General features: G+C 72.5%; 24 protein-coding genes and 1 pseudogene. 18 read left to right on the plus strand and 7 right to left on the minus strand.

Translation table 11 applies throughout. The features are described from left to right. Positions 1 to 17: 17 nt before the first annotated feature. The 6 genes and pseudogenes from BN940_RS14275 (at position 18) to BN940_RS14300 (ending at position 5,499) form a co-directional block, all read left to right on the plus strand. Positions 18 to 842, plus strand: a complete 825-nt coding sequence (locus tag BN940_RS14275; protein WP_052355895.1) for an alpha/beta fold hydrolase — start codon at positions 18 to 20, stop codon at positions 840 to 842. Between the two features lie 43 nt (positions 843 to 885). Continuing rightward, positions 886 to 2,043: an ABC transporter substrate-binding protein gene (locus tag BN940_RS14280; RefSeq protein ID WP_043684095.1), complete on the plus strand. Its 1,158-nt coding sequence runs from the start codon at positions 886 to 888 to the stop codon at positions 2,041 to 2,043. Positions 2,044 to 2,070: 27 nt separating this feature from the next. Continuing rightward, positions 2,071 to 2,952, plus strand: coding sequence for a branched-chain amino acid ABC transporter permease (locus tag BN940_RS14285; protein ID WP_043684097.1), 882 nt, complete (start codon positions 2,071 to 2,073; stop codon positions 2,950 to 2,952). A 3-nt stretch (positions 2,953 to 2,955) separates the two neighbouring features. Beyond that, positions 2,956 to 4,047 (plus strand): branched-chain amino acid ABC transporter permease, encoded by a 1,092-nt coding sequence (locus BN940_RS14290; protein ID WP_173424584.1) that lies wholly within the window; start codon positions 2,956 to 2,958, stop codon positions 4,045 to 4,047. Beyond that, a complete protein-coding gene (locus BN940_RS14295) occupies positions 4,044 to 4,805 on the plus strand; it encodes an ABC transporter ATP-binding protein (RefSeq protein ID WP_043684099.1) in 762 nt (253 codons plus the stop codon). Before BN940_RS14290 ends, BN940_RS14295 begins: the two co-directional genes overlap by 4 nt. Next, positions 4,793 to 5,499, plus strand: a pseudogene (locus BN940_RS14300) (ABC transporter ATP-binding protein). Before BN940_RS14295 ends, BN940_RS14300 begins: the two are co-directional and overlap by 13 nt. Here BN940_RS14300 and BN940_RS14305 read toward each other — a convergent pair. The 5 genes from BN940_RS14305 to fba form a co-directional block, all read right to left on the minus strand. Beyond that, positions 5,477 to 6,622 carry an L-threonylcarbamoyladenylate synthase gene (locus BN940_RS14305; RefSeq protein ID WP_084330709.1) on the minus strand — a complete coding sequence of 382 codons (1,146 nt, stop codon included), beginning with the start codon at positions 6,620 to 6,622 and terminating at the stop codon, positions 5,477 to 5,479. The pseudogene BN940_RS14300 and the gene BN940_RS14305 sit on opposite strands and share 23 nt — an antisense overlap. Next, a complete protein-coding gene (locus tag BN940_RS14310; protein ID WP_084330710.1) occupies positions 6,615 to 7,865 on the minus strand; it encodes a 5-(carboxyamino)imidazole ribonucleotide synthase in 1,251 nt (416 codons plus the stop codon). The genes BN940_RS14305 and BN940_RS14310 overlap by 8 nt, the downstream gene beginning before the upstream one ends. Continuing rightward, a complete protein-coding gene (gene purE, locus BN940_RS14315; protein ID WP_052356101.1) occupies positions 7,862 to 8,332 on the minus strand; it encodes a 5-(carboxyamino)imidazole ribonucleotide mutase in 471 nt (156 codons plus the stop codon). The genes BN940_RS14310 and purE overlap by 4 nt, the downstream gene beginning before the upstream one ends. 137 nt (positions 8,333 to 8,469) lie before the next feature. Next, the gene (locus tag BN940_RS14320; RefSeq protein WP_043684103.1) at positions 8,470 to 9,357 is read right to left on the minus strand and encodes a phosphoribosylaminoimidazolesuccinocarboxamide synthase; all 888 of its coding nucleotides are present in this window, start codon (positions 9,355 to 9,357) and stop codon (positions 8,470 to 8,472) included. A 7-nt stretch (positions 9,358 to 9,364) separates the two neighbouring features. Beyond that, complete coding sequence (fba, locus tag BN940_RS14325; RefSeq protein WP_043684105.1) at positions 9,365 to 10,429, minus strand: class II fructose-bisphosphate aldolase; 1,065 nt, start codon at positions 10,427 to 10,429, stop codon at positions 9,365 to 9,367. Between the two features lie 325 nt (positions 10,430 to 10,754). On the opposite strand from fba, the gene BN940_RS14330 reads away from it, so the two are divergent. The 10 genes from BN940_RS14330 (at position 10,755) to BN940_RS14375 (ending at position 21,426) form a co-directional block, all read left to right on the plus strand. Next, a complete protein-coding gene (locus BN940_RS14330) occupies positions 10,755 to 11,888 on the plus strand; it encodes an ABC transporter substrate-binding protein (RefSeq protein WP_043684107.1) in 1,134 nt (377 codons plus the stop codon). A gap of 21 nt (positions 11,889 to 11,909) precedes the next feature. Further along, positions 11,910 to 13,847, plus strand: a complete 1,938-nt coding sequence (locus tag BN940_RS14335; protein ID WP_052355896.1) for an ABC transporter permease — start codon at positions 11,910 to 11,912, stop codon at positions 13,845 to 13,847. Further along, on the plus strand, positions 13,844 to 14,659 hold the full coding sequence (locus BN940_RS14340) for an ABC transporter ATP-binding protein (protein ID WP_043684108.1): 816 nt from the start codon (positions 13,844 to 13,846) through the stop codon (positions 14,657 to 14,659). Before BN940_RS14335 ends, BN940_RS14340 begins: the two co-directional genes overlap by 4 nt. Continuing rightward, on the plus strand, positions 14,643 to 15,365 hold the full coding sequence (locus tag BN940_RS14345) for an ABC transporter ATP-binding protein (RefSeq protein ID WP_043684110.1): 723 nt from the start codon (positions 14,643 to 14,645) through the stop codon (positions 15,363 to 15,365). Before BN940_RS14340 ends, BN940_RS14345 begins: the two co-directional genes overlap by 17 nt. Beyond that, entirely contained in the window at positions 15,365 to 16,303 is a 939-nt protein-coding gene (locus tag BN940_RS14350) for a uroporphyrinogen decarboxylase family protein (protein WP_052355897.1), read from the plus strand. Before BN940_RS14345 ends, BN940_RS14350 begins: the two co-directional genes overlap by 1 nt. 17 nt (positions 16,304 to 16,320) lie before the next feature. Then, the gene (locus tag BN940_RS14355) at positions 16,321 to 17,337 is read left to right on the plus strand and encodes a dihydroxyacetone kinase subunit DhaK (protein ID WP_043684114.1); all 1,017 of its coding nucleotides are present in this window, start codon (positions 16,321 to 16,323) and stop codon (positions 17,335 to 17,337) included. Then, positions 17,330 to 17,953 (plus strand): DAK2 domain-containing protein, encoded by a 624-nt coding sequence (locus BN940_RS14360; protein ID WP_043684117.1) that lies wholly within the window; start codon positions 17,330 to 17,332, stop codon positions 17,951 to 17,953. The genes BN940_RS14355 and BN940_RS14360 overlap by 8 nt, the downstream gene beginning before the upstream one ends. 14 nt (positions 17,954 to 17,967) lie before the next feature. Then, positions 17,968 to 19,278 carry an NAD(P)/FAD-dependent oxidoreductase gene (locus BN940_RS14365; protein WP_052355898.1) on the plus strand — a complete coding sequence of 437 codons (1,311 nt, stop codon included), beginning with the start codon at positions 17,968 to 17,970 and terminating at the stop codon, positions 19,276 to 19,278. Positions 19,279 to 19,337: 59 nt separating this feature from the next. Continuing rightward, entirely contained in the window at positions 19,338 to 20,189 is an 852-nt protein-coding gene (locus BN940_RS14370) for a VOC family protein (RefSeq protein WP_043684119.1), read from the plus strand. Positions 20,190 to 20,304: 115 nt separating this feature from the next. Beyond that, entirely contained in the window at positions 20,305 to 21,426 is a 1,122-nt protein-coding gene (locus tag BN940_RS14375; protein WP_043684121.1) for a M14 family metallopeptidase, read from the plus strand. 7 nt (positions 21,427 to 21,433) lie between these two features. On the opposite strand, the gene mog is transcribed toward BN940_RS14375, so the two are convergent. Beyond that, positions 21,434 to 22,066 (minus strand): molybdopterin adenylyltransferase, encoded by a 633-nt coding sequence (gene mog, locus BN940_RS14380; RefSeq protein ID WP_084330711.1) that lies wholly within the window; start codon positions 22,064 to 22,066, stop codon positions 21,434 to 21,436. Positions 22,067 to 22,636: 570 nt separating this feature from the next. Here mog and BN940_RS20250 point away from each other — a divergent pair. Together BN940_RS20250 and BN940_RS14390 are read left to right on the plus strand one after the other, a co-directional pair. Then, entirely contained in the window at positions 22,637 to 23,152 is a 516-nt protein-coding gene (locus BN940_RS20250) for a Rossmann-fold NAD(P)-binding domain-containing protein (protein WP_338075594.1), read from the plus strand. Positions 23,153 to 23,184: 32 nt separating this feature from the next. Further along, positions 23,185 to 24,003 carry a TOBE domain-containing protein gene (locus tag BN940_RS14390; protein WP_043684123.1) on the plus strand — a complete coding sequence of 273 codons (819 nt, stop codon included), beginning with the start codon at positions 23,185 to 23,187 and terminating at the stop codon, positions 24,001 to 24,003. Positions 24,004 to 24,117: 114 nt separating this feature from the next. On the opposite strand, the gene BN940_RS14395 is transcribed toward BN940_RS14390, so the two are convergent. Continuing rightward, the gene (locus BN940_RS14395) at positions 24,118 to 24,816 is read right to left on the minus strand and encodes an ABC transporter ATP-binding protein (RefSeq protein ID WP_148304976.1); all 699 of its coding nucleotides are present in this window, start codon (positions 24,814 to 24,816) and stop codon (positions 24,118 to 24,120) included. Positions 24,817 to 24,857 lie beyond the last annotated feature (41 nt).

Below are 24,857 nucleotides of genomic sequence, written 5' to 3' on the forward strand. Positions count from 1 at the left end.
CGCCGGAGCGCCGTCCCATGAGCCCGGCCCCCGCGCCCGGCGCCCCGGGATTCCAGGCCATCCGGTTCCAGGGGCGCGCACTGGACATCGAATACCGGATCATCCCCGCCGCCCGGCCGGACGCGGAGTGGCTGGTGTTCCTGCACGAGGGCCTGGGCTCGCTGTCCATGTGGAAGGACTGGCCCGAGCGGCTGTGCGCGGCCGTGCAGTGCCGCGGCCTGGTGTATTCGCGCGCCGGCTACGGCGCCAGCACGCCGCGGGCGCCCGGGGAGCGCTGGCCGGTCGAATTCATGCACCGGCAGGCGGACGAGGCGCTGCCGGCGCTGCTGGACGCGCTGGGGCTCGGAGCGGAAAAACCCATCCTCTTCGGCCACAGCGACGGGGCGTCGATCGCCCTGCTCCACGCCGCCCTGCACCCCGGTCGGGTCCGGGCCGTCGCGGTCGCGGCCCCGCACATCTTCGTCGAGGACGTCACCCTCGCCAGCATCGAGCGGGCCCGCGCCGCCTACCTGCACACCGATCTGCCGCACCGGCTGGGGCGCTACCACCAGGACCCCGATTCGGCGTTCTGGGGGTGGAACGACGTCTGGCTCGACCCGGCCTTCCGCGACTGGAACATCGAGCCGGCCCTGGCGGACATCCGCTGCCCGGTCCTCGCCATCCAGGGGCGGGACGACGAATACGGCACCCTGAAGCAGATCTACGGCATCCGGCGCAAGCTGCCGCAGACCGAGCTGTGCATCATCGAGCAGTGCGGGCATTCGCCCCACAAGGATCAGCCCGCGGCGGTGCTGGAGGCCATGGCGGCCTTCGTCGGCCGGCTGCGGGACTCACGCGGATGAAGGTCCGCCCCTCTGCATGACAAAGAAACCAAGGAGTAGACACATGCGCAAACTGCTGATCGGCGCCGCCCTGGCCGCCGCCCTGGGAACCTCGGCCGCGCCGGCCGCGGCCGCCGTCAAGGTGGGCCTCATGCTGCCCTACAGCGGCACCTACGCGGCCCTGGGCGAGGCCATCGAGAACGGCTTCAGGCTCTACCTGCAGGAACAGGGCGGCACACTCGCCGGGCAGGACATCGAGTTCTTCAAGGTGGACGACGAATCCGATCCCTCCAAGGCCTCCGAGAACGCCAACCGCCTGATCCGGCGCGACCAGGTGGACGTCCTGGTGGGCACCGTGCACTCGGGCGTGGCGCTGGCCCTGGCCAAGGCGGCCAAGGAATCCGACACCACCCTCATCATCCCGAACGCGGGCGCCGACGCCCTCACCGGATCGCTGTGCAGCGAGCAGGTCTTCCGGACGTCCTTCACCAACTGGCAGCCGGGCTTCGCCATGGGGGCGGTCGCCGCCGACAAGGGCTACAAGAAGGCCGTGACCATCACCTGGAACTACGCCGCCGGCAAGGAGGCCACCGACGGCTTCAAGGACGGCTTCGAGCGCAAGGGCGGCAAGGTGGTCAAGCACCTGTCCCTGCCCTTCCCCAAGGTGGAGTTCCAGCCCCTGCTCACCGAGATCGCCGCGCTCGAACCCGACGCGGTCTTCACCTTCTTCGCCGGCGGCGGCGCCGTGAAGTTCGTGCAGGACTACGCGGCCTCGGGCCTGGGCAAGACCATCCCCCTGCTGGGCAGCGGCTTCCTGACCGACGGCACGCTGAAGGCGCAGGGCGAGGCGGCGCAGGGCCTGCTCACGACGCTGCACTACGCCGACGGCCTGGACACCCCCCGCGACAACGCCTTCCGCGCGCACTACGCCCAGGCCTACGGCGGCGCCCAGCCCGACGTCTACGCCGTCCAGGGCTACGACGCCGCGCAGCTGCTGGCCGCCGGCCTGGCGGCCGCCCAGGGCGACGCCGGCAGGAAGGACGTCCTGCGCCAGGCCATGCGCGACGCGACGATCGACAGCCCGCGCGGCGCCTTCAAGCTCTCCAAAGCCGGCAATCCCGTCCAGGACATCTACCTGCGCGAGGTCCGGGGCGACCGGAACCAGGTGGTCGGCGTCGCCAGCAAGGCGCTGGCCGATCCGGCCCGCGGCTGCCGGCTGTAAGCGCAGGACCCGCCAGGAGACCCCACCGTGGACCCGACCATCTTCCTGATCCAGTGCCTCAACGCGATCCAGTACGGCCTGCTGCTGTTCCTGGTCGCCAGCGGACTGACGCTCATCTTCGGCATCATGGGCATCATCAACCTGGCCCACGGCAGCTTCTACATGGTCGGCGCCTACATGGCCTTCGCGCTCCAGCCCGTGGTCGGCCCGTTCCTGGGCGGCGGCTTCGCCGCCACCCTCCTGGCCTGCGTGGTCCTGGCCGCGGCGCTGGGCTACGTCCTGGAATGGGCCTTCTTCAGCTACCTGTACACGCGCGACCACCTCCAGCAGGTCCTGATGACCTACGGACTGATCCTGGTGTTCGAGGAACTGCGCAGCATCCTGGTCGGCAACGACGTGCACGGCATCGCGCCGCCCGAATGGCTCGGCGGCTCCATCCCCCTGGGCGGGGTGATGACCTACCCCGTCTACCGGCTGTTCATTTCCGCGGTCTGCCTGGCGGTCGCCGGCCTGCTGTACTGGGTGCTGAGCCGCACCCGGCTGGGCATGGCGATCCGCGCGGGCGCCAGCAACCGCGAGATGGCCGGCTCGCTGGGCATCGACATCGACCGCCTGTTCCGCGTCGTCTTCGCGCTCGGCGTGGCCCTGGCGGCCCTGGCCGGCGCGATCGCCGCGCCCGTGAGCTCGGTCTACCCGGGCATGGGCCACGCCGTCCTCATCATCAGCTTCGTCGTGGTGGTGATCGGCGGCATCGGATCGATCCGGGGCGCCTTCCTGGCGGCGATGCTGGTGGGCGCCGTGGACACCTTCGGCCAGGTCCTGTTTCCCCAGGCTTCGGGGATGCTGGTCTACCTGCTGATGGCCGCCATCCTGCTGCTCAAGCCCGAAGGGCTCTTCAAGCAAGGCTGAGACATGCGATACCGTATACGCCCCGCACTGCTGCTGGCGCCCGCCGGCCTGCTCCTCGCCGCCCTGGCGCCCTGGGTCCTGGACGGCTACCACGCCGGACTGGCGATCAAGATCATGATCTACGCGCTCTTCGCCCTCAGCCTGCAGCTGCTGGTGGGCGGCGCGGGCCTGATCAGCCTGGGCCATGCCGCCTTCTTCGGCATCGGCGCCTACGCCGCCGCGCTGCTGTCGCCCGAATCGGGGCCGGCGAATTTCTTCTGGCTCATCCCCTGCGCCGTGGCGCCCGCCATGGCCTACGCCGCGCTCACCGGCGCGCTGGCCCTGCGCACCCGCGGGATCTATTTCATCATGATCACCCTGGCCTTCGCCCAGATGGCCTACTACGTCTTCCACGACACCGAGGCGGGCGGCGGCAGCGACGGCATCTACCTGTCTTTCCGCCCGGAATGGCGCATCGGCGGCCACACCCTGCTGAACGTCGACGGCCCCCATGCGTTCTACCTGTTCACGCTGGCCGTGCTCGCCCTGGCCTGGCTGTTCCTGGCCGTGCTGATGCGCTCGCGCTTCGGCGCGGCGCTGACCGGCATCCGCATCAACGAGCAGCGCATGCGCGCGGCCGGCTACGCGACCTTCTCCTACAAGTTCACCGCCTACGTGCTGGCCGCGGGGCTGGCCGCGCTGGCGGGCATGCTCTACGCGGCCAAGGACGGCTTCGTCAATCCCGAGCTCCTGGCCTGGGAGCAGTCGGGCCTGGTGCTGCTGATGGTCATCCTGGGCGGCCTCGGCCGCCTGGGGGGCGCGGTCGCCGGCGCGGCCGCGCTGACGCTCCTGCAGGAAGCCTTCCAGTCGGAGGCCCTGTTCGGCGGCCTGGCGTCCCATTGGCACCTGCCCTTCGGGCTGAGCATCATCGCCCTGGTCGCCCTGCTGCCCCGCGGCCTGGCCGGCCTGCTGGACCGGCCGGGCGTCCGGATCGCTTCCGGCGCTTCCGGCGCTTCCGGGTCCGCGGGGTCCGCCGCACCCGGCCCCCGCTCCGCCGGCCGGACCGGCGCCGCTCCCGAATCCGCCCCGCAAACCACCTACAGGCCCCAGCCATGACCCAGCCCCTGCTTTCCGCAAGAAACGTCTCGCGCCGATTCGGCGGGCTCGTCGCCCTGGACGGCGTCTCGATCGACCTGTCGCCGGGCGCCATCCACGCCGTGATCGGCACCAACGGCGCCGGCAAATCGACCCTGGTCCACATCCTGTCGGGAGAACTGGCCCCCAGCGGGGGCGAGATCCTCATGGACGACCAGGACGTCACGCACTGGACGCAGCCGCGCCGCGCCCAGGCGGGCCTGGGCCGCAGCTACCAGCGCACCACGGTGTTCCCCGCCCTGTCGGTCCACGAGAACTGCCGCCTGGCGGCGCAGGCCCGATGCCAGAAATTCTGGCACTGGACCCACCCGGCCCGCCGCTGCAGGCAATCCAACGAAGCGGCGGACCGCGCCCTGGAGCAGGCCGGGCTGACGGACCTGCGGGACCGCGTCGCGGCCTCCCTGTCGCACGGCAAGAAGCGCCAGCTCGAAATCGCCATGAGCCTGAGCACCCGCCCCCGGGTGCTGCTGCTCGACGAACCCCTGGCCGGCATGGGTCCGGAGGAGACGGAGCGGATGCTGGACCTGCTGAGCGCGCTGCGCGCCGACCACGCCATCCTGCTGATCGAGCACGACATGGACGCGGTCTTCAAGGTGTCGGACACGATCACGGTGATGGTCAACGGCGCCGTGATCGCCCGCGGCGATCCCGCGTCGATCCGCGGCAACGCCGCGGTCCAGGCCGCCTATCTGGGAGACGAGGCCCCATGCCTGCACTGATCGAAGCCGCGGGGCTGGACACCTATTACGGCGAGAGCCACATCATCCGCGCGGTGGACCTGCGCATCGACGCGGGCGAGTCGGTCGGCCTGCTGGGACGCAACGGCATGGGCAAGACCACGCTGATCCGCACCCTGGTCGGCCACGTCCGGCCCGCCCGGGCACGATCACGATCCGCGGGCGGGCGGCGCCCCGGCAGCCGCACCGGATCGCGCGGCTGGGCATCGCCTACGTCCCGGAGGGCCGCGGCATCTTCCCCAATCTCAGCGTGCGCGAGAACCTGCTGGTCGCCGCCCGTCCGGGCCATTCCCGCCGGAGCGACTGGAGCTGCGAGCGCGTCCTGGCGCTCTTTCCCCGGCTCGGGGAACGCCTGGCGCACGGGGGCGGCCAGCTCTCGGGCGGCGAGCAGCAGATGCTGGCGATCGGCCGCGCCCTCATGACCAATCCGGACGTGCTGATCCTGGACGAGGCCACCGAGGGCCTGGCGCCGCTGGTGATCGCCGAGATCTGGCGCGTGATCCGCGAGGTCCGCGCCACGGGCGTCTCGACGCTCATCGTCGACCGGAACTACGGCAAGGTGCTGGCCCACACGGACCGCTGCCTGATCCTGCAGAAGGGCGAGGTCGTGGCCGAGGGCGGCAGCGCGGCGATGGCCGCCCGGACGGAGGATCTCAGGCGCTACCTGGGCGTCTGATCCCCAGGCCCTGGAAGGTCGCCGCCGCCCGCCCGATCCGGTCGTTGACCGCCTGCCAGGCGGGCTCCGCCGGCGGGCGCTCCAGCACGATCCCGTCGTAGCCGCGGACGTCCAGCCGGCGCAGCAGCGCGTACAGGTCGCGGGCATAGCCACGCGGGTCGGCGGGCACGGCCACCCAGTCCACGCCGGGCCATTGCGGCAGTTCCCCGCCGTCCTCGAACACCACGGCGGCCAGGCGCGCGCCGCCGAGGCCGCCGCGCAGCCAGTCGAGCAGGGCCGCGCGGTCCATCAGGGCGAGCGGCGTGCGCGGCGCGTAGTGCGCCTTGAGCGAGCCCGACACGCGGGGCGCCGCCGCGTCGGGCAGCGCCGGGGCCACGCCCAGCACCTCGGCGATCTGCGCGGCGGTGACGTGGCCGGGGCGCAGCAGCACGGGGCCGACGCCCCGGTCGAGGCGCGACAGGTCGAGAATCGTGGACTCGATGCCGACTTCGGAAGGACCGCCTTCGAGGATCATCAGCGCCTGCTCGTCCAGGTCGGGGAATTCGCCGCGCACGTGGTCGGCGCGCGTGGGCGAGACCTGGCCGAACTGGTTGGCCGACGGCGCCGCCACCCCGCCGCAGCCGTGCGGCTTGAGGACGGCGAAGGCGTGCAGCAGCCGCTGCGCCACCGGATGCGAGGGGCAGCGCAGGCCGATGCTGTCCTGGCCGCCGCTCACCGTGCCCGGGATGCGGGCCGCGCGCGGCAGGATCAGGGTCAGCGGCCCCGGCCAGAAGGCCGCCATCAGCCGGCGGGCCTCGAGCGGGATCGAGGCCGCCCAGTAGCCCGGGTCCGTGTCCGGCGCCAGGTGGACGATGACGGGGTGGTCGGCCGGCCGCCGCTTGGCGGCGTAGATGCGCGCGACCGCCTCGGGGTTTTCCGCGTCGGCCCCCAGGCCGTAGACGGTCTCGGTCGGGAAGGCCACCAGCCGGCCCTGGGCCAGCCGCTGGGCGGCCTCCAGGATCCGGGCGGGGCCGGCTTCGGCGCGCGCCGCGTCCGTACCGGGCGCGGCCGTCTCGCCCGCGCCGGGACGCGGCCCGGCCGCCTCCGCCGCGTTTGCGCGCGGACCGGGGCGCGGATCAGGCATCGGCATCGGGCAGCCCCAGCACGGCCGACACCCGGGCGATGCGCTCGCGCAGCTGCGCGGCGTCCGCGCCGAGGATGTTCACATGGCCCATCTTGCGGGCGCGGCGTGCCTCGGACTTGGCGTACAGGTGCAGGCGGGTGCCGGGCACCGCCAGCACGCCGGCCCAGTCGGGCTCGCGCCGCCGGCCCTGCGCGTCGAACCACAGGTCGCCCAGCAGATTGAGCATGGCGGCCGGCCGCAGCAAGGCGGTGTCGCCCAGCGGCAGCCCGGCCATGATGCGCGCCTGCTGCTCGAACTGGCTCACCAGGCAACCGTCCTGGGTGTAGTGGCCGCTGTTGTGCGGGCGCGGCGCCATCTCGTTGGCCAGCACGCGGCCATCGCGCAGCACGAAGAATTCCACGCACAGCACGCCGTGGTAGTCCAGGTGGTCGGCCAGGGACAGGGCATGGCCGCGCGCCTGGTCGGCGATCCCGGCCGGCACCGAGCCGTCCGCGACCGCCAGCGCCAGGATGCCGTCCCGGTGGACGTTGCGCGACGGCGGGTAGCTGACGGCGCGGCCGCGCAGGTCGCGCGCCACCACCACCGAGATCTCGTGGTCCAGGGGCTGCAGGGCCTCCAGGATGCAGGGCACGCCGCGCAGCGCGCCGAAGGCCTGGCGGGCCTCGTCGCGCGAGGCCACGCGGACCTGGCCCTTGCCGTCGTAGCCGAAGCGGACGGTCTTGAGGATGCCGGGGAACAGCGCGTCGGGACAGGCGTCCACGTCGGCGGCGCAACGGATGGCCGCATGGGCGGCCACCGGCACGCCCGCCGCCTGGATGTAGGATTTTTCCGCCAGCCGGTCCTGGGCCACCGCCACGGCGTCGCCTGAGGGCGTCGTGATGCGCGAGCGCGCCAGGCGGCGCAGGCTGTCGGCCGGGACGTTCTCGAATTCCGTGGTCACGGCGGCGCAGCGCTGCGCCAGGCGGTCGAGCCCGGCCGCGTCGTCGTAGGCGGCGCGGATGTGCGCGTCGGCCACCATGCCCGCCGGACAGGATTCGTCCGGGTCCAGTACCGCCACGCGGTAGCCCAGGGCCTGCGCGGCCTGGCAGAACATGCGGCCCAGCTGGCCGCCGCCCAGCACGCCCAGCCAGGCGCCGGGAGGCAGCGGCGCGGCGCCCCAGGCCGCGGCGGCCGGGGATGCGGCCGAAGACGCGGCGCCGGCCTCCCGCCGCGCCGTGGGATCCGTGGCCGGCACCTCGCTCATGGCGCCTCCGGCGGCACGACCATGGCGCGCGCGGCCTCGGTCTGGCGCGCGCGGTAGTCCTGCAGCCTGCGCAGCAGCGCGGCGTCGGTCATGGCCAGGTTGGCGATCACGTGCAGGGCGGCGTTGGCCGCGCCCGCCTCGCCGATGGCGAAGGTGCCCACCGGCACGCCACGCGGCATCTGCACGATGGACAGCAGGGAATCCTCGCCGCGCAGGTAGCGCGAGGGCACGGGCACGCCGAACACCGGCACCGGCGTCAGCGCCGCCATCATGCCGGGCAGGTGGGCCGCGCCGCCCGCCCCCGCGACGATGGCGCGCAGGCCGCGTTCCACCGCCCGGGCGCCGTATTCGGCCATGTCCAGCGGCATGCGGTGGGCGGACACGACGCGTGCTTCGTAGGCGATGCCGAATTCGTCGAACACCGCCGCCGCGTGGCGCATCACGTCCCAGTCGCTGGACGAGCCCATGATCAGGCCGGCCAGCGGCGCCGCGCCGGACGCGGACACGGACGCGGAAGAAGACGCGGACGCGGACACGGAAGAAGACGCGGACGCGGGCGCAGATGCGGACGCGGAGGCGGAGGCGGATGCGGATGCAGGCGAAGTCATGCCGCGCCCCGGGTCAGGCGCTCCAGGGCTTCGCGGTACTTGGCCGCCGTGCGCTCCAGCACGTCGGCCGGCAGGCGCGGCGCCGGCGCGGTCTTGTCCCAGTCCTGGGTTTCCAGCCAGTCGCGCACGAACTGCTTGTCGAAGGACGGCGGGCTGATGCCCACGGCATAGCCGTCCGCCGGCCAGAAGCGCGAGGAATCGGGCGTCAGGACCTCGTCCATGAGGTGCAGCGTGCCGCGCGCGTCCAGGCCGAACTCGAACTTGGTGTCGGCGATCAGGATGCCCTGGCCGCGGGCGTATTCGGCGGCCTCGGCGTACAGGGCCAGCGTGACGCGGCGCAGTTCGGCCGCCAGGTCGGCGCCCACCTGGGCGACGACGTAGTTGAAATCGACATTCTCGTCGTGCTGGCCGAATTCGGCCTTGGCCGCGGGGGTGAAGATCGGCTCCGGCAGGCGTTCGGCCTGGCGCAGGCCCGGCGGCAGGGCGATGCCGCAGACCGCGCCGGTGGCCTGGTAGTCCTTCCAGCCCGAGCCGATCAGGTAGCCGCGCGCCACCGCCTCGACCAGGATGGGCTCCAGGCGCTTGACCACCATGGCGCGCCCGGCCACCTGCTCGCGTTCGCCGGGGGCGACCACGTCTTCCGGCGCGATGCCGGTGGCGTGCGTGGGAATCAGGTGTCCCAGGCGCCCCAGCCAGAATTCGGTCAGGGCCGTCAGGACCTGGCCCTTGCCGGGGATGGGGTCTTCGAGGATCACGTCGAAGGCCGAGATCCGGTCGGTGGCGACGATGAGCAGCTTGTCTTCGCCCACGGCGTACATGTCGCGGACCTTGCCGCGCCCCAGCAGGGGCAGCGACTCGATGGAGGATTGGAGCAGGGCCTTCATTTCGGGTTTATTTCACCAATTGCTTGAGTTCGCCGGCGGCGTAGCGCGCGGCCATGTCCGACAGCGGGATCGGCTTGATCCTGGACGCGTGGCCGGCCGTGCCGAACTGCTCGTAGCGCGCCAGGCAGACTTTCTTGGCGGCCTCGCGGGCGGGCTTGAGGTATTCGCGCGGGTCGAACTTGGACGGGTTTTCCGCCAGGAAGCGGCGGATCGCGCCGGTCATGGCCAGGCGGATGTCGGTGTCGATGTTGACCTTGCGCACGCCGAACTTGATGGCTTCCTGGAGTTCTTCCACGGGTACGCCGTAGGTTTCCTTCATGTCGCCGCCGAACTGGCGGATCTCGGCCAGCAGTTCCTGGGGCACGCTGGAGCTGCCGTGCATCACCAGGTGGGTGTTGGGCAGGCGGGCGTGGATTTCCTTGATCCGCTGCACCGACAGGATGTCGCCGGTGGGCTTGCGCGTGAACTTGTAGGCGCCGTGGCTGGTGCCCACCGCGATGGCCAGGGCGTCGAGCTGGGTGCGCTTGACGAAGTCGGCGGCCTGCTCGGGATCGGTCAGCAGCTGCTCGCGGGTCATGGTGCCCTCGGCGCCGTGGCCGTCTTCCTTGTCGCCCTTCATGGTTTCCAGGGAGCCCAGGCAGCCCAGTTCGCCTTCCACGGTGACGCCCAGCTTGTGCGCCATGGCGACCACCTGCTGGGTGACGTCGAGGTTGTATTCGTAGGAGGCGATCGTCTTGCCGTCGGACATCAGCGAGCCGTCCATCATGACGCTGGAAAAGCCCAGCTCGATGGCGCCGCGGCACACGTCGGGCGACTGGCCATGGTCCTGGTGCATGACCACGGGGATGTGCGGATAGGACTCGACGGCGGCCTGGATCAGGTATTTCAGGAAGCCTTCGCCCGCGTACTTGCGCGCGCCGGCCGAGGCCTGCATGATCACGGGGCTGTCGGTCTGGGCGGCGGCTTCCATGATGGCCTGGACCTGCTCCAGGTTGTTGACGTTGAACGCGGGAATCCCGTAGCCGTGCTCGGCCGCGTGATCGAGGAGCTGACGCATGGAAACCAGGGCCATGGCTGGACCTCCAGAAAAGAATGGAATGGTGGAAAAAACGGATTCCGGGATTTTAAGGCGGAATGCGAATTGCTGCTGAATGCGCGCCCGCGGCATCCAGGGCGCGAAAACCCCCGGCAAGCCTCGTGCCGCGGGCTTTGGCGCCCGCCCTGTGGGCCGCGGCCGCACGTGAATGCTTATGCGCGGCAGCCATAAGCCCACGCATAAAATGCCCGCTTGCTTTATATTTTGCCTATGGGCCCGCCGACCGGTTCGGACACGGCTGGTCCGCCGGGCGGGTCCGGCACCCATCCGATTCCTGAGTCCGACACCGGAGTGAGACAAAATGGCACACCACCGTATTTTCCGCATCCTCGCCGTGGCCGCCGTCGTCGCCCCCACGGCATTCCTGGCGGCGCCCGCAGCGGCGGCCGACGGCGTCGCCAAGATCGGGGTGTTCCTGCCCCTGACGGGCGAAAACGCCGAGAACGGCCAGCAGATCCGCAAGGCGGTCGAGCTGTACGTGAACGAATACAACCAGCAGAAACACGCCCACAAGATCGAGCTGCTGGTGCGCGACGACCGGGGCGAGCCCAAGACGGCCACCAACATCGCCCGCGAATTCGCCCAGGACAAGGACCTGATCGCGGCGGTGGGCAGCTTCACCAGCACCGCGGCCATGGCGGCCGCGCCCATCCTCGACAAGGCCGGCATCCCGCAGATCTCGCCCACCTCGTCGCACCCGGACTTCACCGGCCTGGCCAAGTACGCCTTCCGCGGCACGCCGACCCAGTCCATCGAGGCGGACCGGATCGCCGACTACGTGGCCGACAAGCTCGGCGGCAAGACCGCCGCCATCGTCTACCGCCAGGACGACTGGGGCAACTCGGCCGCCAAGGTCTTCCGCAAGAGCTTCGAGGCCAAGGGCGGCACCATCGTGGCCGCCGAGGCCGTGGCGCCCGACACCCGCGACCTGCGCACGCTGGTCACGGTCCTGAAGGAAAAGAACCCCGACAGCGTCTACGTGGCCCTGCATTACGCCAGCGCCGCCGTCCTGGCGCAGCGCATGAAGGCCGCGGGCTGGAATCCCAAGGTCATCACGTCCACCGCGCTGTACACGCACCAGCTCGTCGAGCTCGCCGGCAACGACGCCGTGGAAAACTGGCACGTGCCCGCCTTCTTCTTCGCCGAAAGCAAGGAGCCGGTGGTGCAGAACTTCGTGGCCGCCTACAAAAAGGCCTACGACCAGACGCCCAACGCCTTCGGCGCGGTGGGCTACGACTCGATCGCCATGATCGGCACCGCGCTGGACGACGTTCCCGGCAGCGGCACCGAAGGCCGCAAGGCGCTGGGCGACAAGCTGTTCGAGGTGCAGGTGCGCGGCACCACCGGCCAGATGAAATTCGACGCGAACGGCGACATCGACAAGACCATCACCTGGCTCGAAATCAAGGGCGGCAAGTTCGTGCAGGCTCCCTGAACCCCGCGCCGCCTCAGCACCATGGTCGTCCTGATCGAGCAGTTCATCAATGGCCTGGCCATCGGCAGCGTGTATGCCATCGTGGCGCTGGGCTTCGCCCTGGTGTTCGGGGTGGCCAAGGTCGTCAACTTCGCCCAGGGCTCGCAGGTCATGGCGGGCGCCTACCTGGTGTGGGCCGGCACCGCGCTCTGGGGCCTGCCGCTCTGGGCCGCCTTCCTGGCGGCCCTGGCCGGCTCCGTCCTGATCGCCCTGCTGATCGACCTGATCGCCGTCGAATGGCTGGGCGATTCGGCCGAGATCGCCCCCCTGCTGAGCACCCTGGCCCTGTCCTTCATGCTCGATCAGGGGGTGCGCCTGATCTGGTCGCCCGACCCGGTCGCCTTCCCCAACCCCTTCGCCGGCATCAGCCTGCAGGCCGGTCCGCTGTACTTCGGCGCCACCGACCTGGTCATCCTGGCCGTCACCCTCGCCTTCATGGCGGTCTTCAGCCTGCTGCTCAAGTTCAGCTGGCTGGGGCGCTCCATCCGCGCGGCGGCCCAGGACGCCGTGGCCGCCCAGCAGATGGGGGTGCGCACGGGTCCGGCCAAGCTGGCCGTGTTCGCCCTCTCGGGCGGGCTGGGCGCCCTGGGCGGGGTGCTGGTGGGCATGTACTTCCAGCAGATCGACCCGTCCATGGGCCTGCCGTTCGGCCTGAAGGGCTTTGCCGCCGCCATGGTGGGCGGCGTGGCCAGCCTGCCCGGCGCCGTCCTGGGCGGGCTGGTGCTGGGCGTCTTCGAGTCCCTGGCGGGCGGCTACATCGGCTCGGCCTACCGCGACATCGTGGCCTTTTCCCTCCTGCTGCTGGTGCTGGTGCTGCGCCCGCAGGGGCTGCTGGGCTCGCGCGCCCTGCAGGGCCTGGGCGGCTCGCGCGGGGCCGGGGCGATCCCCACCACCTCGCCCCTGGCCGACAATTCCGGCTTTCCGGTCACCGTCATGGGCACGCGGCCCATCCCCATGCGCTGGACCATGGGCCTGACGCTGCTGATCGGCCTGCTGGCCAGCTTCGCAATGGACGGCTACTGGTCGGGCGTGCTGGCCCAGGGGGCCATCTTCGCCACGGCCGCGCTGGGCCTGACCGTGCTGACCGGGATGAGCGGCTACGTCTCGGTCGGCAACGGCGCCCTGATGGGCGTGGGCGCCTATGCCTGCGCCCTCATCACCACCCGGCTGGGCTGGCCGTTCGAGCTGGTCCTGCCGTCGGTGATCGTGATCGGCGCCCTGGCCGGCCTGCTGTTCGCCTATCCCATCCTCAAGCTCTCGGGCCACATGGTGGCCCTGGCCACGCTGGCGCTGGGCCAGATCGGCTACCTCGTCATGCTCAACGCGATCCCGCTGACCCGCGGCCCGATGGGCATCGGCGGCATCGGCGAGCCGCGCTTCGCCCTGCTGGGCGGGCGCGCGCTGGAATTCCCGGGAGCCATGACCGCCCTGTGCTTCGCGGTGCTGCTGCTGGCGCTGTACCTGGTGCACCTGCTGCAGCGCGGCCACCTGTCCATGAACTTCCAGCTGATCCGCGAGGACCGCCTGGCGGCCGACGCCTACGGGGTGCACGCCACGCCCTACGTCGTCATCGCCTTCATCACGAGCAGCATCATGGCGAGCCTGGGCGGCATGATGTTCGCCTACCAGCAGGCCTACGTCAGCCCCGATTCATTCCTGATCCTGTTCTCCTTCCTGCTGCTGACCATGGTGCTGGCGGGCGGCATCGTCTCGCCCTTCGGGGCCGTGGCGGGCGGCATCGCGCTCATCGCGCTGCCCGAGCTGCTGCGCGGCCACGCCGAATACCGCGAGCTCATCTACGGGACGGTCCTGATCCTCATCATCAAGTTCCTGCCCTCGGGCCTGACCTCGCTGTCCTTCGGCCGCCGCCGGGCGCCGGCCGCCCCGGCGCCCGCCGCGGGAACGGGAGGCACGCCATGATCAGCATCGAGGGCCTGAGCAAGACCTTCGGCGGCCTGCATGCCTGCGACGACCTGAGCCTGAGCATCGAACCGGGCTCCACCACGGCCATCGTGGGCCCCAACGGCGCCGGCAAGTCCACCCTGGTGCAGCTGATCTCGGGCGTCATGCGGGCCGACGCGGGCACGATCCGCCTCGGCGCCACCGACGTCACCCGGCTCGCGCCGGCGCATCGCTTCTCGCTCGGCATGGTACGCAGCTTCCAGACCGCGCGCGTGTTCCCCGGCATGAGCGTGCTCGACAGCGTGCGCGTGGGCGCCTATTACGGCCTGTTCTACGCCTCGCACCCGTTTTCCGTGGGCAGCACGGTGCGCGACGCCGCCGCCTCGCTGCTGCGGCTGCCCGCCTGGCGCGCGCGCTACCGCGAGGCCGAGCGCCACGCCCTGGACATCATCGGGCTCTTCGGCGAGCGCCTGGCGACGCGCCTGGACCACTACACCTACACCCTGTCGTACGCCAACCGCCGGCGCGTGGAAATCGCCCGGGCCCTGGCCAGCCGCCCCCGGCTGCTGATGCTCGACGAGCCCACCGCCGGCATGAATCCCACCGAGACCGAAGAGCTGGCCGCGCTGCTGCGCGACATCAAGGCCGCCCGTCCGGAGCTCACGCTCATCTTCATAGAGCACAAGATGAACGTGGTGCGGCAGATGAGCCAGCGCGTCGTCGTCATGGATGCGGGGCGCATCATCGCCGACGGCACGCCGGAGCAGGCGCTGAACGACCCGAAGGTGATCGAAGCCTACCTGGGAGGCCGCGGTGCTGCTCAGACTTGAATCGGTCAACGTGTTCTACGGGCCGGTGCAGGCCCTGCACGAGGTCAGCATCGAGGTCGCCGCCGGCGAGGTGGTGGCCGTGCTGGGCGGCAACGCCTCGGGCAAGTCCACCACCATCAAGACCGTCCTGCAGCTGGTCAAGCCGCGCGACGGACGCGTGCTGCTGGACGGCGAGGACCTGGCCGGCGCCAGCACGCCGGACGTGATCGCGCGCGGCGTGGCCTCCATCCCCGAATCGCGCCGGCTGTTCGCCGAGATGACGGTCGAGGAAAACGTGCTCATGGGGCTGTACGCCCAGCGGCGCGGCCTGACGCGCGCGCAGGCGCGGGCGCGGCTCGACGAGGCCGTGGCCCAGTTCCCCCGCGTGCGCGAGCGCCTGCGCCAGGTGGCCGGCACGCTGTCGGGCGGCGAGCAGCAGATGGTGGCCATGGCGCGCGCCCTCATCCAGCGGCCGCGCATCATCGTCATCGACGAACCCTCCATGGGCCTGTCGCCCGCCTACGTGGACATCGTCTACGATCTGCTCTTCGACTGGAAGCGGCGCGGCACCACGATGCTCGTCGTCGAGCAGAGCGCCAACCGCTCGCTGGCGCTGTCCGACCGCGCCTACGTGCTGCAGAACGGCGCCATCGTGATGCAGGGCCCCTCCGCCGGACTGGCCCGCGACCCGAACATTCAATCCGCCTATCTCGGAGGTATGCAGTGATGGACAAGATGCAACGTTTCATGGCCGCCGCCCGGGGGGAACGGGTGGATGCGCCGCCGGTGGGCAGCTGGATCCACTTCGGCAGCGCCCTGTGGGAACCCGAGCTGTCCGCCGACGTGCACCTGCGCTTCCTGCGGGCCTACGACTGGGACTACCTCAAGGTCATGGACGACTACCGCTTCCCCACCGAGGGCGGCCTGCGCGAAGCCGCCACGGTGGACGATCTGCGCGCCATCGGCGGCGCGCACCTGCCCTACGACAACTTCGACCGCCAGATGGAGGTGCTGCGGCGCATCAAGCGCGGCGCCCCGGACGTCCCCACCCTGGACACCGTGTTCTCGCCCTTCCAGACCGTCATCCGGGCGCTGGGCGACGGCGTGGTGCCGCTGTTCAAGGCGCACCCCGAGGCGGCGCACGAAGTCATCGGCAGGGTGGCCGACCGCCTGGCGGACTTCGTCCGGGCCTCGGCCGGCGTCACGGACGGCATCTTCTTCGCCGTCAACGGCGCCTGCGCGGACGCCGACGGCTGGGGGCTGGACGCCGCCCAGTTCGCCGACTGGGTCGCGCCCTACGACAAGCGGGTGCTGGAAGCCGCCGGCGACCGCGTGCGGGTGATCCACGTGCACGGCTACGACCTGATCCCCGAATGGGTGGACGACTACCCCGCCGAAGTCATGAGCTGGTCGCACAACCAGTCCCGCCCCACCCTGGGCGAGGTGGCGCGGGCCGGCCGCTACGTGCCCATGGGCGGGCTGAACGAGGTCGGCACCCTGTACTGGGCTCCGAGCAAGGTGCGGGCCAACGTGCTGGCCAGCCGCCGGGAGACCGGCGACCGCCTGATCGTCGCGCCGGGCTGCACCCTGCATTCGGACACGCCGCCGGCCATCTTCCACGCCCTGGCGGCCGCGGCCCGCATGCCGCTGCCGGCCGGCGACTGAATTCCGGGAGCCCCGCCATGAGCCGCCGCTATTTCATCAACGATCCCGATGAATTCGTGCTGGAAGCCGCCGAGGGGCTGACGCTGGCCCATCCGGGGATCGCCTGGCAGCGCGAGCCCTTCTTCCTCTACCGCCGCACGCCGGCCAGCGGCAAGGTCGCCCTGCTCTCGGGCGGCGGCACGGGGCACGAGCCGCTGCATGCCGGCTTCATCGGTCCGGGCATGCTGGACGGCGCCGTGCCCGGCGCCGTGTTCGCCTCGCCCACGGCCTTCCAGATCAGCGCCGCCACCCGCCACGTGAACGCCGGCCGGGGCGTGCTGCACATCGTCAAGAACTACACCGGCGACGTGCTGAATTTCTCCATCGCCGCCGAAATCGCCGCCGACGAGGGCATCCCGGTCGCCCGCGTGCTGGTGGACGACGACCTGGCCACCGACATCGCCGGCTCCCGCACGGGCCGGCGCGGCACGGCCGCCACGCTGGTGGTCGAGAAAATCTGCGGGGCGGCGGCCGAGGCCGGCGCCGACCTGCCGGCCCTGGCCCGGCTGGGGCAGGAAGTCGTCGCCCGCACCCGCTCCATGGCCCTGTCCCTGGACGCCTGCACCCACCCCGGCACCGGCGCGAAATCCTTCGACCTGCCCGCCGACCAGGTCGAATTCGGCGTGGGCATCCACGGCGAGCGTGGCCGCGGCCGCATCGCCTTCGACCGCGCGGACGCCCTGCTGGCCCAGCTGGTCGATCCCCTGGTCCGGGCGCTCGAACTTCAGCCGGGCAGCCCCGTGCTGGCGGTCGTCAACGGTCTGGGGGCCACGCACCCCACCGAACTCTACCTGCTGACCCGCTGCCTGCACCGGCAGCTGGGCGAACGCCACATCCCCGTGGCCCGCACCCTCACGGGCTCCTACGTCACTGCCCTGGACATGACCGGCGTCTCGATCACGCTGAGCCGCATCGACGAACCGCTGCTGCGCTGGTGGGACGCCCCGGTCGACACGCCGGCCCTGCGCTGGCAGGAGGACGCGCATCATGCCTGACTCGCTCGCACGCCGCTGGATGGACGGCTTCGCAGCCGATTTCGCCCTGGAAAAGGAGCGCCTGGGCGCGCTCGACCGCGCCGCCGGCGACGGCGACTTCGCGGTCAACCTGGCGCAGGCGCTGAAACGCGCCGCGGCCGGCCTGCAGGCGCTGCCCGAGACGGCCACCGACGCGCAGGCCTGGACGGCCGCCGCCAACGGCTTCCTGCATACGGGCGGCACCAGCGGGCCGCTGCTGGGCATGTGGCTGCGCGAGCTGGCCAAGGCCTGGGCCAGCCACGATACGCCCCTGGCCGCGCTGGCCGCCGGCGTGGCCGCCGGGACCGCCGCCGTGCAGCGGCTGGGCGGGGCGCAGGCCGGCGACCGCACCATGGTGGACGCCATGCTGCCGGCCGCCCGGGCCCTCGAAGATTCCCTGCGGGACGGCGCCGCGCTGGCCCAGGCCCTGGAGCGGGCCGCCGGGGCGGCCGGCGAAGGAGCGCGGGCCACGGCCCGCATGACGGCCGCCCTGGGCCGCGCCAGCTACGTCGGCGAGGCCGCCGCCGGGATCGAGGATCCGGGCGCGGCCGCCATCGCCCTGTTCTTCCGCGCCGGCGCCCGGGCCTGCGCCGCCTGAGCGAGGAGTCCCGGATGGGCACCCGTCCCACGCAATCCACCGCCGGCATCCCCTCGATCTGGTCGGCCGTCACGCCGCCGGGGCCGGACTGCCCCGCGCTGCAGGGCGAGCTGCGCACCGACGCGGTCGTCATCGGGGCCGGCTTCACCGGCCTGTCCGCCGCCCTGCACCTGCGCCAGGCCGGCGCCGAGGTGGCCGTGCTCGAGGCCGCCGACCCGGGCTGGGGCGGCTCGGGCCGCAACAACGGCCAGGTCATCCCCACCCTGACCCGCCCCGATCCCGACGACATCGAGGCGCGCTTCGGCGCGGCGGGCGAACGCTTCGTGCTGATGCTGCGCGACAGCGCCGCGCTGCTGTTCGACCTGGTCGCGCGCCACGGCATCCCGGCGGAAGCCGAGCAGACTGGCTGGGTGCAGCCCGTGCACAGCCCCGGCCGCATCCGCATCGCCGAACGGCGCCACCGGCAATGGCTGGCGCGCGGCGCCCCCGTGGAGCTGCTGGACCGGGCCGCCGTCGGCCGCATGACCGGCTCGGACGCCTGGTACGGCGGCTTCTGGAACCGCAGCGGCGGGCACGTCAATCCCCTGGCCCTGGCGCGCGGCATGGCCCGGACCGTGACGGCGCTGGGCGCGCGCCTGTACGGCCGCAGCCCGGCGCTGCACTACGAGCGCCGCGACGGGGCCTGGCACGTCCGCACCCCGGGCGGCACGGTGCGCGCCCGGGCCCTGATCCTGGCCACGAACGCCTACACCGACGCCTTTTCCGGGGAACTGGCCCCCCGCATCGCCCGCCAGGTGGTCCCGGTGCTGTCCTGGCAGATGGCCACCGAGCCCCTGGACGAAGCGGCGCGCCGGGCCATCCTGCCGGGCCGGCAGGCCATGTCGGACACCCACGGGGAACTGTATTTCGCGCGCCACGACGCCCGCCACCGCCTGATCACCGGCGGCAACCTGCTCATCCCCCTCCGCGAGCGGGCGCGGCTGTCCGCCTACATCGGCCGGCGCCTCGAACGCCTGTGGCCCGCCCTCGGCGCGGTCCGCTTCGACTACGTCTGGAACGGCTACGTCGGCATGACCGACGATTTCATGCCGCGCTTCCATGCGCTGGGCCCCGACGGCTGGGCCTGGGCCGGCTGCAACGGGCGCGCCGTGGCCCTGTCGTTCGCCGTGGGGCGCGAATTCGCCCGCGCCGTCGGCGGCACGCCCAGCGACCAGCTCGCGCTGCCCCTGACCGACCCGCGCCCCCTGCCCCTGCGCAACCTGGTCCGGCGCATCGCGCCCTGGATGCTGCTCCGCTACCGCATGCTGGACAGGCGGGAACTGTGACGCGGGGGCGGCCGCCCGACACGGACGCCCGCCACCCTGGACATCGACGAGGAGGTTTCATGCTGGCAACCCTGGAAGGACTGGATCACGTGGTGGTCACCGTGCGGGACCTGGACGCCGCCGCGGGCCAGTGGCGCGCCCTGGGCTTCACCCTGTCGCCGCGCGGCACGCACAGCGCCCACCTGGGCACCGGCAACTACACCCTCATGTTCGAGGACGACTATCTCGAACTGCTGGGCATCCTGCAGGCCACCGAGCTCAACGCGCCCAGCCGCGACTTCCTGGCCCGCCGCGGCCAGGGCCTGGAACAGGCCGCCTTTCGCACCCGCGATGCCGCGGCGGGCGCCGCGGCGCTGGCCCGGCAGGGCATCCAGGCCGTCGGCCCGGTGGATTTCAGCCGCCCGGTGAGCCGGCCCGACGGCGGCCGGGCCGAGGCGGCCTTCAGCATCTTCAACTGGCCTCCGGACCAGCGCCCCGCCGACCTGCGCATCTTCGCCTGCCAGCACCATACCCGCGAGGCCGTCTGGCTGCCCGAGCTGACCCGCCATGCCAATACCGTCGCCGGCATCCGCCGGGTCGAGGCCATCGCGGCGGACCCCGCCGCCGCGGCCCGGGCACTGGGCGCGCTGCTGGACGCTGCTCCCGAAACCACCGCGGCCGGCGCGCGGATCCGCACCGGCCCGGGCCGGGCCGACATCCATTTCATGACCGCGGATGCGTTCGCCCAGGCCTACGCCCTGCCGGCGGGCGTGGCCCTGCCCGCCCAGGGCGCGGCCGCCCTGGCGCTGCGCGTGCGCGACCTGGAGGCGGCCGCCCGGTGCGCCGGGCCCGCCGCCTGGCGCACGGCCCGCGGCGTGGCGCTGCCTCCCGATCTGGCCAGCGGCGTGCTGCTGGCCTTCGAGGCGGATTGAGGAATGGCGAAACCGGACGGAACGGACGCGAAGCCGGACAACAGACGCGAAGCCGGACGGAACGGACGGATGGAACGGACGGACGGAACGGCATCGAAGGAATGAAGGAATACCCATGAACCCTCTCGCCCCCGCGGCCCTGGCGCACGCCTGCTTCATGCCCACCTATGCCGGCGCGCGCGCCCATTTCCTGGCCGCGGCAGCCGCCGCCGGCGCGCCCACCGACATCCTGGTGCACGAGCAGGCCCGCGGCCCCGACGGCAGCACCCTGAGCACGGACGTGGCCGTGCTGGGCCCGCGCGACGCCGAACGGGCGCTGCTCGTCGTCAGCGGCACCCACGGCCCGGAAGGGTTCACCGGCTCGGCCGCCCAGATCGCTCTGCTGTACCGCCTGGCCGTGCAGCCCCCGCCCGCCGGCCTGCGCATCGTGCTGGTGCACGCCATCAACCCCTGGGGCTTCGCCCATCTCAGCCGCACCACCGAAAACAACGTCGACCTGAACCGCAACTTCATCGACTGGGAAGCCCCGCCGCCGGACAATCCGCTCTACCCGAGCCTGCACGCGGCCCTCACCGCCCAGGAATGGAGCCCCGAGGCCCTGGACGCCGCCGAAGCGCGCCTGCAGGCCTGGATCCGGGTGCAGGGCCACGCCACCTTCGTGGACGTGCTCGCGCGGGGCCAGTACACCCATCCCCACGGCGTGCACTACGGCGGCGCCGGACGCGAATGGTCGAACCGGACGCTGGAGACCCTCCTCCAGCGCCACCTGGCGGGGGTGCGGCGCATCGGCCTGATCGACTGGCACACCGGCCTGGGCGAACGCGGCCAGCCGTTCTTCCTGTGCTTCAACGAACCCGGGGACGCCGGCTGGGAGCGGGCCTGCCGCTGGTGGGGACGCGACCGGATCGAGACCCGGGCCGGCTTCGACGGCTCGGCCCGCCCCCGCTACCAGGGCCTGCTGTTCCAGGGCGTGCAGCGCTACGCCCCGGCCGCCGAAGTCACCGGCGCGGTCATCGAGTTCGGCACGCTCGCCAGCGCCGAGACCCGGCGCGCCCTGCAGGCCGACAGCTACCTCAAGACCCACCCCGGCCTGCCGCAGGACCAGGCGCGCGCCCTGCGCGCGCTGCTGCTGGAGGCCTTTTCCCCCCCGGATCCGGACTGGAAGCGCAGCGTGCTGGGGCACGCCCTGCGGATCCAGGAACAGGCGATCCAGGGCGTGGAGGCCTGGCCGGCCTGATCGGGCATCAGGCCCCGGCGCCGCGCCGGGCGGACTTCGGCCGGAACGCCCGGACGACCTCGTCGCGGGTTTCGACGTACGGGCCGCCGATCAGGTCCAGGCAATAGGGCACGGCCGCGAAGATGCCGGGCACCAGGACGGCGCCGTCCTCGCCGCGCAGGCCTTCCAGCGTCTCGCGGATGGCCTTGGGCTGCCCGGGCAGGTTGATGATCAGGGCGGCGTGCTCCGGCAGCTCGCGGATCACCGCCACCTGGCGCGACAGGATGGCCGTGGGCACGAACTTCAGGCTGACCTGGCGCATCTGCTCGCCAAAGCCCGGCATCTCGCGGGTGGCCACGTCCAGGGTGGCCTCGGGCGTCACGTCGCGCCGCGCCGGGCCGGTGCCGCCGGTGGTCAGCACCAGGTCGCAGCGCGCCGCGTCCACCAGCTCGCGCAGGGCGGCGGCGATGCCGGCCCGCTCGTCGGGGATCAGCCGGGCGACGACCTGCGGCGGCCGCGTCAGGGCCGACGCCAGCCAGTCCCGCAGGGCGGGGATGCCCTGGTCCGGGTAGACGCCGGACGAGGCCCGGTCGGAGACGGACACCAGGCCCACGATGAGTTCGTCGGGATGGCTGCGGCGCAGGGGAAAGGAATCGCTCATGGGATAGACTGTGCGGACATGGAAACACGGACATTCTATAGGCGCGGGCCGGCTGCGCAGGCTTGGGCGGGCACCGGCGCGCCTTGCGCCGGCGCCGCGCGCGGACGCGGACGAGGCGGACGGGGCGGCTGTCGTGTGCGCGGCGGCCGTCGCGGGCGAGGCGGTCGTCGCGGGGAAGGCGGCCGTGACGGCGCACACCCTGCTGCTGGTCGGCGGCGACCTGTGCATCCGCGCGGCGGCCATGCTGGACGCGGCGCGCTGGACCTGCATCGGCCTGCGGCGACGCGCCATGGACGCCCGGCCCGGCGCGCGGATCCGCTGGCTGCGGGCCGACCTGGCCGACCCCGCGGCCCTGGCCGGGGCGCTGGCGGCCCTGCCGGCGGCGTGTGGACGCATCACCCACATCCTCTACGCGCCCGCGCCCGACGCCCGCACGCCCGAGGCCTATGCCCGGGCCTATCCCCTGGGCCTGCGCGCCCTGCTGGACGCCCTGCCCGACCCCGATGCCTTGCGGCGCTGCGTGCTGGTCGATTCCTCGGCCGTCTGGGGCCGGACGCGGCCGGCCAGCGGGTGGACGAGGACACGCCGCCCGCGCCGGCGGATTTCCGCGGCGCGGCGATGCTGGAGGCCGAGGCCCTGCTGCACGCCCGGCTGCCCGGACGCGGCGTGGCCCTGCGCCTGTCGGGCCTGTACGGCCCCGGGCGGCTGCGGCTGGCGGAAGGCCTGCGCACCGGGCGCATGGCCGCGCCCGACGGCCCGGGCCACTGGGCCAACCGCATCCACGTCGAGGACGCCGCGCGCGCCTGCGCCCACCTGCTGGACCTGGCCGACCCTCTGCCCTGCTACATCGGCACCGACGACCATCCGATGCCCACGGCGGACCTGTACGAGGCGCTCGCGCGGATGGCGGGCGGGCCGACGCCCGCGCGCGCAAGCCGCCCGCCCGACGGCAAGCGCCTGTCGAACGCGCGGCTGCGGGCCAGCGGCTGGACGCCCGCCTGGCCCGACATGCTCGACGGCTACGCCGCCTGCCTGGGGGCGGCCGACGCGCCGCGCTCCCTCCATGTACCATGTGCTCGCTCTTGAGCCGCTCCGGTCCGCCCCGTACACTGTCCCCCATGCCGAACACGCCCCTTCCCCTCGAACTGAGCACCACCCTGAGCCTGCGCAGCGGCGACCAGAACTGGGGCACGGAACGACGCATGGCCCTGCTGGCCGCCATCGGCACCGAAGGCTCGATCAGCGCGGCGGCGCGCAAGGTCGGGCTGAGCTACAAGGCGGCCTGGGACGCGGTGGACATGATGAACGGCCTGGCCGGCGGCCTGCTGGTCGAACGCGTCACCGGCGGCAAGCGCGGCGGCGGGGCGCACCTGACCGAGCGGGCGCGCGAACTCGTCGCCTGGTACCAGGCGGCCCAGGCGGAGCACCAGCGCTTCATGCAGGCCCTGGCGCGCTTCGGCCCCGACGGCACCCGCCACCTGGACCTGCTGCACAGCATGGCGCTGCAGACCTCGGCCCGCAACCGCTACGAGGGCGTCATCGGCGCCGTCCATTCCGGCCGCATCAACGACCGCATCCGGCTGGACCTGGACGAAGGCGTCTGCCTGACCGCCACGCTGACCCACGCCAGCACCGAACGGCTGGGCCTGGCAACGGGCCGGCGCGCGCTGGCCTTCCTGAAGGCCCAGGCGGTCCGCATCCGGCCGCCGGCGTCCGGCGGCGTGGCCACCGATCCCGAAGGCCTGAACCGCTGGACCGGCCGCATCGGCCACCGCGCCGACGACGGCACCCTGACGGAAATCAGCCTGGACATCGGCCCGAGGGTGCGCATCACGGGGCTGGCCGACCCGGACGCCCCGGGCGGCGGCCTGGTCCCCGGCGCCCCGGCCGAGGCCTGCTTCCAGGCCACCGACGTGCTGATCGGCACGATGGATTGAGATCGGACATGAAATGGTCCGCTGCGGGCCATTTCATGCCTATCCGATCCGGGGGCCTTGCAATGCACGAGGTGGAGGGGTGCCACAATTTGAAAATGGCCCCGGCCGCCTCCCTCAGGCCCCGGCGCCTCGTTCGACACGCTCGGCGTCCCCCTGGATTTCCCCATGGGCGATGTGGAAGACCTCGTCGGCCAGGGCCTGGACGTCGGCCTGGTCGTGCGTGATCAGCACCGTGGGAATGTCGATGTCGCGCTGCAGCTGCGCGAGCTCTTCGCGCATGTGCGTCCGCAGGCCGGCGTCCAGGGCCGACAGGGGCTCGTCCAGCAGCAGCAGTCCCGGATCGGTGGACAGCGCCCGGGCCAGGGCCACGCGCTGGCGCTGGCCGCCGGACAATTCGGCCGGATAGCGGTCCAGCAGCGCGCCCAGGCCGAAGGCCCGCACCCAGCGCTGCGCCCGTTCGGGCAGCGGGCGGCGGCCATGCAGGTTCAGCCATCCGCGCCGCAGGCCGAAGCCGATGTTCTGGCGCACCGTCAGGTGGGGAAACAGCGCATAGTCCTGGAACAGGTAGGCCAGCCGCCGCTCGCGCGGCGGCACGTCCACCCGCGCCCCGGCGTCGAACAGGACCCGGCCGGAAACCTCGATGCGGCCCCGGTCGGGGCGCAGCAGCCCGGCGATGGCCTGCATCGTCAGGCTCTTGCCCGAGCCCGAGGGCCCGAACAGCGCCACCCGCCGGGCGTCGGTGCGCCAGCGCGGGCGCAGCAGAAAGCCGTCGTCGCCGCCGACGCGGCACTCGATATCGACCGACAGGCTCATGAGGACGGACCTCCCCGGTCCGGGGCGCCGCCCGGGCGCCG

The organism is Castellaniella defragrans 65Phen (assembly GCF_000612685.1).
GTDB lineage: Bacteria > Pseudomonadota > Gammaproteobacteria > Burkholderiales > Burkholderiaceae_B > Castellaniella > Castellaniella defragrans.